This window comes from Pedobacter sp. W3I1 (genome assembly GCF_030816015.1).
GTDB lineage: Bacteria > Bacteroidota > Bacteroidia > Sphingobacteriales > Sphingobacteriaceae > Pedobacter.
In genome coordinates, this window is sequence record NZ_JAUSXN010000001.1 from 2,030,924 (window position 1) to 2,045,468 (window position 14,545).

A 14,545-nucleotide genomic window follows, 5' to 3' on the forward strand; every position below is an offset into this window, starting at 1 on the left:
GGATTCTATGTCCAGGTGTTTCCAGCCATGATCAATACCTGGCTTTCTTTACCATATTTAAGTTCATTCAGGAAAGTTTCCATTCCATCCTGTAGCGGGATCAATGCAATTCCTCTTCGTTGGTACTCTTTTTCTAAGGTTGGCGAAACCATACCTGCACCTTTCCACGGTCCCCAGTTAATGGCCATTACCTTGCCTTGAATCTTCTGTTTTAAGGCCCAGGCATATTTATCCATTACGCTGTTTGCTGCGGCATAATCGGTTTGCCCGCGGTTTCCGTAAACAGAAGCAATGCTCGAGAAAAGGATTACAAATTGTGTTTCAGGTCTTAACTGTTCGGCCAATACCCTTAATGGTGTTACTTTAGTGTCGAAAACACGCCCGAAAGATTCAGAAGTTTTGCTATGGAACAGTTTGTCTTCCAATAAACCTGCACCATGTACCACGCCATCTATGCGGCCAAAATCTTCGTAAACCTGATTGATCAAACGGGTTAGTGCTTCTTCATCTTTAAGGTCTAACGATTCGTAAACCACTGTAGAACCACCTTCCTCTAAAGTTGCAATGCAGCGTAAAATCTGGTTGTTTTTGTAAATCCGATTCGTTTCCTGTTCTATCTCGGCAGGTTTTTTAATCTCGCCTTGTTTAATTACGTACTGCCTGATCTCATCTTTGGTTTTTAATGAAGAACTGGCTTCATTTGCCGAAGCTATTGGATTTGCCGAACGGCCCACCAAAATGTACCTGCAAGGGTAATCTTTGGCGAAATGGATCATCAGTTCGGCTGTAATACCTTGTGCGCCACCTAAAACCATTACCACCGCATCTTTATCCAAATGGATGTGTGCATCCGTTTCGATACTCAATTGATGTGGCACAAGTTCCATGATATGTCTTTTATGGTCGTTGTAAATAATCTCCGAAGGTTTATCCGGATTCAGGATTTCGTTTAAGGTAATGTTGGTGATTTCATCAGGCGACATTTTGGTTTCCAAACTAATGAAACGGCATTTAGTATTTTCGTATTCGCGGTCTAAACTTTTAAAGAAACCCGAATAACCCTGATAATTTCTTAAGAAAGAAATATCCGACTGGTCGTTAAAATATTGTTTGGTATCCGCAATCAGATATACCCATTTCACCGTATCGAAGTTTAGCTTTTTAATAGTGGCGAAATGATCGAGAATGCCTACTTTTTGCTGTGCTTCGAACATATTCAAAATAATAAGACCTTGATAACCATCCAATGAGTCATCAAAACTCACCAAATTGGCAATGGCACCATGTTTCTCCAACACTTTTTTGATTTTAATCGCTTGCCCGCCACCATCATCGGTTAAGGCAAAACGTTGTCCTTTTAAAATGGCTGCTTCGGTAATGGTCAATGCAGCAGGAGTTAGCTCAAATCTTAAACGGGATAATTTTTCTTTAACCGTTTGATCATCGATGCTCTCCTCAATAAGCTTTTTTGCTTCTGTAAGCACCTCCGAGCTTTCTGCTTCAACATCTGCAATCCAGTTAACCAGTGCATTTAAAGTTTTGATCGCAGCCAATTTTTCCATTAAATCATCAGCCTGGTCGCCTTGTGAACCAAATCCGATTTTTTCTTTAAGCGAAGCGATAATTTCCATCCTTTTGATCGAATCGATACTTAAATCAGCTTCAAGATCTAAATCCATGCCCAACATTTCTTTTGGATAACCTGTTTTTTCACTTACCACATCAAGAATGGCCGATTTTAACTGATCAATTGAAAATTTTGCCTGTTCAGGCTGACTTGCTGGCGTTGCTAGAGGAGCAGGCACACTAACAGCAGCTGGTTGTGCCGTATTTTCGGTAATCCAGTTGATCAGGCTGCTCAGGGTTTTAAGTCCTGCAAGCTGTTCCATAATTTTATCTTCCGGAAGGTTTAATTGAGAGAAACCACCCAGTTCTGTACGTAAAGCACCGATAATTTCTACACGTTTGATCGAATCGATACTTAAATCGGCTTCAAGGTCCATTTCCATGCCTAACATTTCCTGTGGATAACCTGTTTTGTCGCTCACGATTTGTAAAAGCACCAGTTTTAGGTCTTTTTGTGCAATTGCAGGTGCAATTACCTCTATGGTTTGTGCCTGAGGTACTTCCTGTTTTACCGTGATCTGGTTTTCGATGCGAACCGGCTGAGGGGCTTGATATGATGTTAAAGGTTGGTTAATGATTTGCGAAGGCATTGCGGGAGCTTGCCCTAAAAAGGAAAGCATCACATCGCGTTGTGCCTGAATCAGCATTTTCATGCTGTGCAAGTACTCCTGCATCATCAAGTCTTTGGCTGAGCCATTAACCTGGTGATTTTCAGTTGGTGTAGAGGTATTGTTCATAAGGATAATCGGTTTAATAATAGGGGATGCACCATTTGCCGGAAGTTTACCTGTTGATGGAATGGCGTGTTGACCGTTCACATACCAGATTGCCGGGCTTTTTTTATAGATAGAAGGTTCATCCAGTTTGATGGTTTTTACTGAACGGCCTTCGAATAATTTTTCAAGCTTGATTTCGCGGCCTGTAGCCATATAACCAGCAAGTGTGCCCAACAAATTGCTGAGTTTGTTCTGACCCTGATCTTCGGTGTGCAAAATCACTTCGTCTTTACCGATACATGATTTGGTTAAACCACTTAACACCTTACCAGGGCCAACTTCTACGAAAACCCTGGCTCCGGCAGCATACATATCCCTTAGTTCATCAACAAAAAGCACGGGTTTTACCAAATGATCGGTTAAACGTTCTTTAACTGCAGCCGCTTCAACAGGGTACTCTTTTGCAGTAGTGTTAGACCATACCGGGATTTTTAGATCACTGAATTTTACCCCAGATAATACTGTTTGGTAAAGTTGTTTCGATTTAGCCACCAAAGGACTGTGGAAAGCACAAGCCACTTCAAGTGGACGGAAAGATATTTTAGCTTCCTTTAAAACTGCTGCCAATTGGCCAATGGCTGCAGTACTGCCTGCAATTACACATTGGGTTGGTGCATTAAAGTTTACCGGATAAACAGCTGCGATATCACCCAGGTATTGTGCTAGATCTTCCTGTTTTGCACTCACGGCAAGCATGGTGCCCGGATCGCCGTTTTCTACGGCATTTAAAATAGATTTTGCTCTTTCGGCACTCAGGTAAACTAAAGCTTCTTCCTCAAAAGCACCTGCAAAACAAAGTGCAGGTAATTCGCCGTAGCTATGACCAGCAACCATATCAGGTACAATACCCAATGATTTTAAGAAGTTGGCAATGGCCAGATCAACAATACCCAATAGCGGTTGTGCCATGCGCGTATCTTTAATACGTTCTTTTTGTGCTTTTGCATCAGCATCATTAAATACTGTATTTGGGAAAAGGATTTTTTCGTATTCAGGATAAGCTTTCAATAGTTTTCTCATTTCTGGGAAAACCACGAAAAGATCTCTGGCCATGTTTACGCGTTGGCTCCCTTGCCCCGGGAACATAAAAGCAACTTTACCCTCCTGTTTTTGGGTAAGGTAAGTGTCTTTACTTTCAACGCCAGATAAAACAAGGTCGATTTTCATAACCAGGTCTTCTGCATGATTGGCAACGATGCTCAATTGAACAGGTTTTGTATCAGCAGTTGCTAAACTATAGGCAATATCTTTCAGTTCGATCTGATCATTCAGCTCTAAGAGGTTTTTTACTGAAAGAACGCGGTTTTTAGCTTCCTCATAAGTATTGCCTCTGAAAACAAAAAGTTCAGAAGGCCAGGATTTTAATATCGAATTTTTATTTTCTATGTTTTGCGCACTTTCTAATACGGCGTGGAAGTTTGTTCCGCCAAAACCAAAGGCACTTACACCAGCGTACCGTTTTTCTTCCATCCATAAACCCGCTTCTGTATGGAAAGCGAACGGACTGGTTTTTGCGTTATAGAAGCTATTTGGTGTTTTTAAGTTAATGGTTGGTGGTTTAATACCATGGTAAACCGATAGCGATGCTTTGATTAATCCTGCAATTCCAGCGGCACATTTAGTATGGCCAATCTGTGTTTTTACAGAGCCCAGGTGTGTTTGTCCGGCGGTTGCGCCTGATTGGTTAAGCATATCGGTTAACGCACTGATCTCTGTTTTATCGCCAACTACGGTACCTGTGCCATGCGCTTCTACCAAGCCAACCAACGAAGGTGTAATTCCTGCCTGACTATAAGCTCTTTCTAATGCATTTACCTGTCCGTTTTTACGTGGCGCGGTTAAACCAAGACTTTTGCCATCACTCGATCCACCAACACCTTTAATAATGGAGTAAATCGTATCGCCGTCTCTTAAAGCATCGTCGTATCTTTTTAGGACGATCATGGCAATACCTTCACCAAGGGCAATTCCATCAGCTTCAGCATCAAAGGTGGCGCATCTTCCTTTTTTAGAGAGCGCGTGCGTGCTCGAAAACATCAGGTAATCGTTAATGCCGTTGTGCAGATCAGCTCCACCGGCCAAAACCATATCCGATTTCTCTAAAAATAACTCCTGACAGGCAAGGTCGATTGCCGCAAGAGATGAAGCACAGGCTGCATCTACCGTGAAGTTTCTGCCACCCAGATTTAACCTGTTGGTAATCCTTCCGGAAATTACATTCGCTAAAATACCTGGGAACGAATCTTCTGTTGGTTTTGGTAGTGCTGCATCTAATTCAGCAGGCATTTCACCTAAAATCTGTTTGTAAAAACCTCTAAAGCTATAGCTGTTGGCGAGGTCATTTCCTCCTTCAGCGCCGATAATTACCGAAACATTTTCATTGTCAACACCACCATCCGCATAACCAGCGTGTTGCAATGCCTGTTTGGCCACCATTAAGGTTAGCAGCTGCGTAGGCTCTATGGCGGCAAGTGATTGCGGTGGAATACCAAATTCTAAAGGATCAAAATCGATCCTCGGGATAAAACCGCCCCATTTAGAGTGCGACATATCGCCAGCGGTTGATTCAGGGTTATAATACAGTTCTTTGTTCCATCTCTCATCAGGTACTTCGGTTACCGAATCTTTACCTAAAATAATGTTGCGCCAGTATTCCTCAAGGTTTTTGGCCCCTGGGAAAATACAGGCCATGCCTACAATGGCAACATCCAATGCTTTGGCTTTATTTTCTGGAGGTGATGAAAGTGTGGCGTCTAAAATGTATGTATAATTATGGTCGGCTACATCCTGATGAAGATCGAGCAACGACATTACTTCTTTATGCATAGGCGCAATCTGTCCGATCATGTACATGCCTAAATCTGTTTGTTCAGCTTCTTCAATTTTTACGAGCTCATCGCCACGTCTTTCAATTCCTTTTGCAGCAATGCGCAAACGGCCAACATTTAGTGTTTCCAGTTTTGCCCAGATTTCTTTTTTATCCATTCCTTCAGCCTGTAGCTTCAGTTTTTCCTGGTTAAAGAAAGTAGCAAATGAAGAATTCAAACATCTGGTTTCGTGCCCCGGGGCAGTTTCAAGCAAAACAGTTTCGTTTGCCTGCATGGCTTCCTGCTGGAATTTATCTAAAATGGCACCTGTGCTTACCGCTTCTTTGGTATATAGGTATGCAGTGCCCATCAGTACACCGATTTTCATTCCTTTGGCCGCTAATGGAGCAGCCATTACCGAAATAAATGCAGTAGAAAAGGCATCATGGATTCCGCCTGCGAAGAAAACGCTGATGCTTTCCGGATTTTCTTCTTTTAACAAACGTTCGATCTGTTTTTCCCACAATACCATGCTTGATAGTGGCCCAACGTGGCCTCCACATTCACGTCCTTCGAATACAAAACGTTTAGCACCTTCTCTCAAAAACATATCTAAAAGAGACGCAGAAGGTACATGCAGAAAAGTTTTGATCCCCGCTTTTTCAAATGGTTTAGCCTGCGAGGGTCTTCCCCCTGCAATTAATAAAACCGGGGGTTTGGCACTTAATATATATTCTTGTTGCTCATCTCTCAGTTCTTGTGGTGCAAAGCCTAAAATGCCTACCCCCCAGGTTTTTTCGCCAGCCAGTTTTTTGGTTTCCTCAATCAGGTTTTTTGCCGATGCGCCTTTTAGTAAGGATAGCGCAATAAATGATAAGGCTCCAGCTTCCGAAACGGCATCTGCAAAGGGCGCTACATCGCTTACCCTTGTCATAGGCCCTTGTGCAATAGGGTAGGTGATATTTAAATCTTTGGCAAGCGAGTTGCCTGCTTTGATGACATTTATGGCTTTTGCTTGTTTTAAATGGCCATAAATGGCTTCCTTTATACCAAAAACTAACTTATCGAGCTTTTTATATTTGGTTACCAGATCAATCGATAGGGTAATATCCTGACCCATTGGAAGGTAGTTGCTTTCCAGATCGTAACCTTTAAAATATTTTTGAAGACCAGTGTAGTCTGTATTTTCAGTAAGTGCAGGCGAATTTGGCCGAACCAGTACGCGGCAGTTATCAATCAATTTTGTTTCGGTCCCACTGAGTTTGCTACAAACTGTTTTCAAATCCTCTGGTGTAGAACTTTCTGGGAATAATGCCAGTTGACTATCCAAAATGATTCCCGTTGCGCCCTGGGCCATTAAAGAGGCTGCTGTATGAATACCCACACCACCCTGAACCCAAACCGGAATGGAAGTAATTTCTTTGATAATCCGCTGAAAAAGTACAAAAGAAGATTCGTAAGCCACACGGCCAGCGCCTTCATTTCCTTTTACGATGATTCCATCCGCACCGTTTGCTTGTGCGGCTAATGCAGATTGAAGGTCGTAGACCTGAAGAATAATTTTTGCTGATGTTTTACGTTTTAGCGCGAAATCATAAGGCGCTATGATTAAACTTACCTGTGCGGGAAGATCGATATCGGCTAATTCTGCTGAATTGATGCTAACGCCGAAATCTGATGTGCCTGCATCTATTAGTGTATGAAGAGCTTTTTCAGCTTCATCTTTACTATGTCCAAGACTAAGAACCGGAAAGCAATCTGCTTTTTGTAAATTGGAAACCAATCTGCTATCAGGGATTTCGAAGGGAGTTATTCCAATAATGGCGTGTTTGTTCATGGCTTTAGATTTTGATTCTAATTCTTCTGTTTGGTGGATGATTTAAGCGGAACATAATGGTTCTTTATGCCGGCCGTAATACGCAATAACACAGCTTTTTAGCGCTGCTATTAGTGTGTATGATTAATTAGACTAAGATACGACTTGGTTAAGTCAAATTGTTCTAAAAATTTATAAATGAACGAACTGAACAAGCGCCTTAAAAGCAGTCGATTTTTCCATTCAGAAATGAATTTTATGAACAAAATTCTCATTAATAATTTCAATTTTACTTCTTTATATGATTTATTTCAATTTTAAATACAAAAGAAGGTGTCCCACATTGGGTTAATATTAATAATGGGTTAATTTACGGATTTGTTTTTGTAATTGCTTGGTTTGTTATGGGTTGTGTTGATTATTTTTTAATTTTTTCTAATAAAAATTAGTAGATTTTATAAGGTTTGGTTTAAGAAATAAAGTTTTTGATACTATTTGATCGCATTTATTTATGTTGAGAATTTTTAATTTAAAACGGTTTAAATTTTGCTAACACTCTAAATCATCTTATTGTGTATGTTTAATTAGTATCAAATATTGTGAGTTTGTTGTTTTTTGCTTTTAACAACAAGGTGTTTTAAGACAAAAAATGCTTAAATTTTAAATCATCTGTTCATTATCGTTTTAAATGGAGATTGTTTTTCTATATTCGTATTATAATCGTCTGTATGACGTTTAATAGCCAAATTCAAATTTTATGAGAAAACGGTCTGAATGGATAAAAACTATTGAACCGACCGTGCACAAATCCAAACTATATGAGCATTCAAAAGTTTATTAAGCCATTTATTTTCCTTGGTTTAATAGTCAATCTATCACAGGCACAAGAAAAAAACAGTTACAAATTCGATTTCGGGCCTGGAAAGGTTGCTAAAGACTATATACAAATTTTACCTGCCGATGCTTACAGTAAAGAAAAAGGTTATGGTTTTGATTTTGATTCGAAAGTTGAGGGGGTAAATTATGGCGGAAAGAACCTTTTAACTACAGATCTGGTTAAAAGTGATCAACCATTTTATTTTTCGGTTGCAGTTCCTGAAGGTAATTACAAAATCACGGTGATGCTTGGCGATCCGAAGGGAGCAACGTTAACTACAGTAAAAGCCGAATCGAGAAGGTTGATGCTCGAAGATGTAAAAACCACCGCAGGACAATCGCTAACTAAAACATTTATCGTAAATGTTAAAGATAAACACATTACTGGCGGGCAATTGGTTTCGTTAAAGCCACGCGAACTCACCAAACTCGATTGGGATGATAAACTGACTTTGGAATTTGACCATCAAACGGCACTACAGGCACTCGAAATTACGAAGGTTGAAGACCAGGTTACTGTTTTCTTAGCCGGGAACTCGACTGTAGTAAACCAGGACGATGAACCCTGGGCATCGTGGGGGCAAATGATTCCCCGTTTTTTTAAACCAGGCGTTGCCATTGCCAATCATGCCGAATCTGGTTTAACATTAGGATCGTTTTTAGGGAGCAAACGTTTAACAAAGGTTTTAAGTGTGATGAAACCCGGCGATTATTTGTTCATTGAATTCGGGCATAATGATCAAAAAGATAAAGGGCCAAATAATGGTGCTTATAAATCGTATACCGAAAGGTTAAAAACATTCATTTCGGAAGTGAAGAAAAAAGGCGGAATACCTGTGGTGGTTACCTCAACCAGCAGAAGATCTTTTGGGCCGGATGGAAAAATTGTAAACTCTCTTGGCGATTTCCCGTCTGCAGCACGTAAAGTGGCCGCTGATGAAAAAGTAGCTTTAATTGATTTAAATGCCATGACTTCGACCTTATTTAATGCTTTAGGCGAAGAACCATCGAAAAAGGCATTTGTTCATTATCCGGCCAACAGTTATCCTGGCCAGGATAAGGCATTGGCCGATAACACACACTTTAATCCTTATGGTGCTTATGAAATTGCACAATGTATCATCTTAGGGATTAAAGAACAGAAATTAGGGATTGTTAAATATCTGGTAGATGATTTACCAAGATTCGATCCGGCAAAACCGGATAATCCTGCAAATTGGCATTGGCCAGAGAGTCCGAAAAGTAGTGTGGTTAAACCAGATGGTAATTAAAATTTAATGAAAAAAATTATTACAATCGTCTTGTTCGCAGTCTGGTATGGAACTACTTTTGGACAAACAAGCTTACAGCCATTTAATTTATCGGAAGTCCGTTTGTTGGATGGGCCGTTTAAACAGGCTCAGGAAACCGATAAAAAATACATGCTATCATTAAATGCGGATAGGCTTTTGGCCCCATATTTAAGGGAGGCAGGACTACAGCCCAAAGCAGCATCTTATGGTAACTGGGAAAACACAGGTTTAGATGGGCATATTGGCGGACATTATTTGTCTGCTCTGGCTTTAATGTATGCGTCAACCGGCGATACTAAGGTGAAGGAACGAATGGAATACATGATTGCTGAACTGGATAGGTGTCAGGTGAAAAATGGTGATGGTTATTTAGCAGGTATCCCAGGGGGTAAAGAAATCTGGAAGGAGATAAAGGCTGGGAATATAAAGTCATCCAGTTTTTCGCTGAATGGAAAATGGGTTCCCCTCTATAATATCCATAAAATTTACGCCGGGCTTTACGATGCTTACGCAGTTGCCGGTAATGCAAAAGCAAAACAAATGCTCCTAAAACTCACCGATTGGTGTGTAGATCTGGTTTCCAGTTTATCCGACCAACAGGTTCAGGAACTTTTGAAAAGCGAACATGGCGGATTAAATGAAACTTTCGCACATGTTTATGCCATAACTGGCGATCAAAAGTACCTTCAATTGGCGAAGCGGTTTTCAGATCAATCCATTCTAAATCCACTATTAAAAAATACGGATGCGCTAAATGGCTTGCATGCAAACACACAAATTCCGAAGGTGATCGGCTTTGAGGAAATTGCTTTGCTAAATAAAGATGCCGATTGGGCCAATGCTGCTGCTTTCTTTTGGAAAACGGTAGTGGAGCATCGAACAGTAGCCATTGGTGGAAATAGCGTTAGAGAGCATTTTCATCCCGCGAATAATTTTTCGTCGATGACCGAATCGCGCGAAGGGCCCGAAACCTGCAATTCTTACAACATGTTGAAGCTTACTAAACAGTTGTTTTTGGCCACTCCTTCAAACACTTACCTCGATTATTACGAACGTACGCTTTATAATCATATCCTCTCTTCGCAAAGGCCGGAAGGTGGTTTTGTATATTTTACACCCATGCGGCCAGGGCATTACCGAACTTATTCGAGTCTGCAGGAAAGTTTCTGGTGCTGTGTAGGCTCGGGACTGGAAAACCATGGTAAGTACGGCGAGCTAATTTACTCGCACAACAAGAATAACCTTTATGTAAATCTTTTTATCCCCTCAACCTTAAACTGGAAAGAAAAAGGTATTCAGCTTACCCAGCAAACGCTTTTTCCAGATGCGGAAAATACCACACTCAAACTTCAATTAAAAAACAATCAGCGTTTTGCATTACATTTCCGTCAGCCTGCCTGGATAGAAAAGGGAAAAATGACCGTGTTGGTAAATGGAAAAAAGGTGATTGCTAAAAGTGATGCAAATGGATATGCCAGTATCGACCGTGTTTGGTCTACTGGCGATGTGCTTAATATTTCATTACCGATGCACACCACTACTGAATTTATGCCTGATGGTTCTGACTGGGTGGCCTTTCTCCGCGGACCGATTGTGCTTGCTGCGGCTATGGATACTTTGAGTCAGCCAAATTTAACCGCTGATGGTAGCAGGATGGGGCATATTGCTTCAGGAGCATTGTTCCCCATTAGCGATGCACCACTAGTTACAGGAGCTAAAAATACCTTAGCAGACGAAATTACTTCGACTGATAAAAACAGTTTAACTTTTAATGCCCGAAATGCGATTTATCAGCCGAAATACAAATCTTTAAAACTGGTTCCATTTTACACGTTGCCCGAAAAGCGATATGTGGTTTATTTCCCTTACAGCAGTGCTGAGGCATTGCCAGAGCGTGCAAAGGCGATTAAGTTGGCAGAAGAAGCGCAGATGAAGATGGAGCAGCAAACTGTTGATGTGGTTAACACTGGAGAGCAGCAACCAGAATCTGATCATAATTTTAAAGGTGAACAAACGGATAACGGAAGCTACCAGGAAAGGCATTTTAGAAATGGAAAGGCATGGTTTAGTTATGTGCTTAAAAACAAAGATTTATCAGCGAATAAGCTGAGTATAACTTATTTCGGAAAGGAAAAGAATAGAAACTTCTCTATCCTGATCAATGGTGTTGAGATTGAAAAGGTGAGGCTGGATGGGAGCAGGGGTGATGCTTTTTATACGCAAGAATACCAAATTCCAAAAGAGCTGTTAAAAGCAGATTTAGAAGTGAAATTTGTTGCGGATCAGGGATCGGCTATAGCGAATATATATGAGGTGAGGTTGGTGAGGTAGATAGCTGGCGTCATTTCGTCTTATTCCGTGGTCTGTGTCCCCACAGACCACTATCGTTATTCAAATCGATCGTCATCCTGAACTTGTTTTTGCCGTGGTCTGTGTCCTCACGGACCACTGGAGTTATTTAATACAATCGTCTTCCTGAACCCTGTTAAAAGATTTCTCCGCTGCGGTCGAAATGACGATTTATCAAAGTGATATGTTTCTCCAATAGCATACGGCATCGCTCAAAGGCGATCGTCCTCCTGAACTTGGTTCAGGATCCTTATTCCGTGGTCTGTGTCCCCACAGACCACTAGCATTTTCAAATCGATCGTCATCCTGAACTTGTTTTTGCCGTGGTCTGTGTCCTCACGGACCACTAGAGTTACTTAATACAATCGTCGTCCTGAACTTGTTTCAGGATCTATCGTCCTCCTGAACTTGGTTCAGGATCTTATTTAAGAAAGTTTATACTTCTTTAGCATGTTTATTGCTTTAATAAAGCTTGCAGTTCTTTTTCTTTAATAGTTAATATGGTGCCATGCCTTAAACCTTTTGGCAAAGAAATTTTATCAGAAACATCAACCCAGTTTTTTAAATCTGCAGATCGGATGGCCCCATATTTATGATCACGGTATTTATCGAAATACACCATCCAGTTATTACCGATTTTTAAGGTTGTTGGTCCCTCAGCCCAGTAATTTCCGGTAATTGGACTTCCGGCCTTGCTGTAAGGGCCAGTCAACTGATCGGCATAAGCCATTTTGATGTTCTTTTGAGCAGGCTCACGGGTTTCATCTTTTAAAAACATGATAAACTGCTTGCCTTCTTTTACAATAGTGGCATCAATTACATTAAAGCCAGGATCGTAAAGCAATTTGGTTTCCGAATAGGTTTTAAAATCTTTCGTGGTAACGTAATACATTCTGTGATTGTAACCGCTTTCTTCAGTTGAGGCTGATTCATTAAACTTACCCGTAATAGTTGTAGCCCAATAAATCATATAGGTCTTGGTTCGGCTATCATAGGTGATTTCGGGAGCCCAGGTGTTCCTGGCACCCTCTTCTTTAACCATAACAGGTAAAAATTTTTGTTCGCTCCAGTTAATCAGGTCTTTCGAGCTGGCATAACCAATGCCTTTATCTTTCCAGCTCACGGTCCAAACCATGTGAAACAAGCCATCAGCCCCCCGGATAATGCAAGGGTCTCTCATCAGTTTATCTTTGCTTACCGTAGGGGGTAGGAACGATTGATCATTTTTAAGCGCGGTCCATTTGTATGCATCGTTACTATAGGCCAGGTGCAAGCCATCTTCTCCATTGCCCTTAAAATAGGCAAAGAGATAAACTTCTTTTTTAGATTTTGCCTTGGCACTAATCGCTTTATCGGGACTTACAATTTCATATTTGCTTTGTCCTTTAAGCATCTGAGTAGCCGAAAGCAGTAGAAATACGAGGCTTGCGATTTTATATTTCATCTTCAATTATTTTAGTTCGAGTACCACAACAGATTGTGCTGGTAATTCTACTTTAAGTGTATTGCCTGATTTTTTTGCTCCTGTAAATTTTGCGTTGTGCACTTTGTTAGAATCGCTGAAAGTATTTACATCGGTAAGCTTTGCAGAAGTTAAAACCTGTCCTGTAACCGAGCTCCATTTCAAGCCGTCTAAAACCGTACTCAATGCAATTTTCTTGTTCGGATCTAAATTCACCAGTGAAATATGGATCGCTCCGGTCGCATCCTGCGAAGCAGAGACATTCAAAGCAGGGATTTTTTGATCGCCTACGGTATAATCTGGACTGGTGAAAGTAATTGGCAAATATTTGGCATCCTGATGTACTTTATACAGATCAAAAACATGATAGGTAGGGGTTAGGATCATTTTGTCTTTTTCGGTTAAAATTAAAGCCTGTAAAACGTTAACTGTTTGTGCCAGATTGGCCATTTTAACACGATCAGAATGGTTATTGAAGATATTTAAAGTAGTACCTGCAATTAAGGCGTCGCGTAAACTGTTCTGCTGATATAAGAAACCAGGGTTTGTTCCAGGTTCTACATCTGTCCAGATTCCCCATTCATCAACCACTAGCGCTACTTTCTTTTTAGGATCATATTTATCCATTATTGCCGAGTGTTTGGTTACCAGTTCTTCCATTTTTAAACAGTTTTTCATGGTCGAAAAGTATTGTGCCTCATCAAATTTGGTCGCCGATCCTTTTTTGCCCCAGTTTCCGGTAGGGATGGTATAATAATGCAGGGTTAAGCCCCACATTTGGTTACCGATATTTTTCATACAGGTTTCTGTCCAGTTATAATCGTCCGAGTTTGCACCACTGGCAACCTTTTTTAGGGGAGCGCCCGGATAGTTTCTCGCGTAAGTGGCATACCTGCGGTATAAATCAGAATAATAAGCCGGTGTCATATTGCCACCACAGCCCCAGCTTTCGTTACCAACACCCCAGAAAGAAACTTTCCATGGTTTTTCTCTTCCGTTTTGAGCACGGATGGCCGTCATGGGGCTTACGCCATCAAAATTCAGGTATTCTACCCATTTGGCCATTTCTTCAACAGTTCCGCTGCCTACATTGCCTGCGATATAAGGTTCGCAATCGAGCATCTGGCAGAGATCCAAAAACTCATGCGTACCAAAGCTGTTGTCTTCTGTTACGCCGCCCCAATTGGTATTGACCATTTTCGGGCGTTGGTTTCTCGGACCGATACCATCTCTCCAATGGTATTCGTCGGCGAAACAGCCGCCTGGCCAGCGGAGGTTCGGAACTTTTATTTTCTTAAGGGCATCTACAATATCCAAACGGATTCTTCCTTTATTGGGAATGGTTGAATTTTCATCTACCCAGAAACCATCGTAAATACAACGGCCCAAATGCTCTGAAAAATGACCGTAAATGTGCTTGCTCACCACTTGATCGCCCGCAGGTTTAATGGTGAGCTGGATTTCATTTTGGGCTTGTGCTAAAATAGAACTGCAGAACAGCGTCGCAGATAAGAGAAGTTTTTTCATCATGATCTCGTTAA

General features: G+C 41.1%; 5 protein-coding genes. 2 read left to right on the forward strand and 3 right to left on the reverse strand.

The features are described 5' to 3' along the window. Positions 1-5 precede the first annotated feature (5 nt). Positions 6-7,046: an SDR family NAD(P)-dependent oxidoreductase gene (locus QF042_RS08715; RefSeq protein ID WP_307527306.1), complete on the reverse strand. Its 7,041-nt coding sequence runs from the start codon at positions 7,044-7,046 to the stop codon at positions 6-8. Between the two features lie 797 nt (positions 7,047-7,843). Between QF042_RS08715 and QF042_RS08720 the strand changes: the two genes are divergently transcribed. Both QF042_RS08720 and QF042_RS08725 read left to right on the forward strand, forming a co-directional pair. Then, positions 7,844-9,172 carry a rhamnogalacturonan acetylesterase gene (locus tag QF042_RS08720; protein WP_307527308.1) on the forward strand — a complete coding sequence of 443 codons (1,329 nt, stop codon included), beginning with the start codon at positions 7,844-7,846 and terminating at the stop codon, positions 9,170-9,172. A gap of 6 nt (positions 9,173-9,178) precedes the next feature. Next, positions 9,179-11,524 carry a glycoside hydrolase family 127 protein gene (locus tag QF042_RS08725; protein WP_307527311.1) on the forward strand — a complete coding sequence of 782 codons (2,346 nt, stop codon included), beginning with the start codon at positions 9,179-9,181 and terminating at the stop codon, positions 11,522-11,524. A gap of 472 nt (positions 11,525-11,996) precedes the next feature. Here QF042_RS08725 and QF042_RS08730 read toward each other — a convergent pair whose 3' ends face one another. Further along, on the reverse strand, positions 11,997-12,986 hold the full coding sequence (locus QF042_RS08730; RefSeq protein WP_307527313.1) for a glycoside hydrolase family 43 protein: 990 nt from the start codon (positions 12,984-12,986) through the stop codon (positions 11,997-11,999). A gap of 6 nt (positions 12,987-12,992) precedes the next feature. Next, positions 12,993-14,534, reverse strand: coding sequence for an alpha-N-arabinofuranosidase (locus QF042_RS08735; RefSeq protein ID WP_307527315.1), 1,542 nt, complete (start codon positions 14,532-14,534; stop codon positions 12,993-12,995). Positions 14,535-14,545 lie beyond the last annotated feature (11 nt).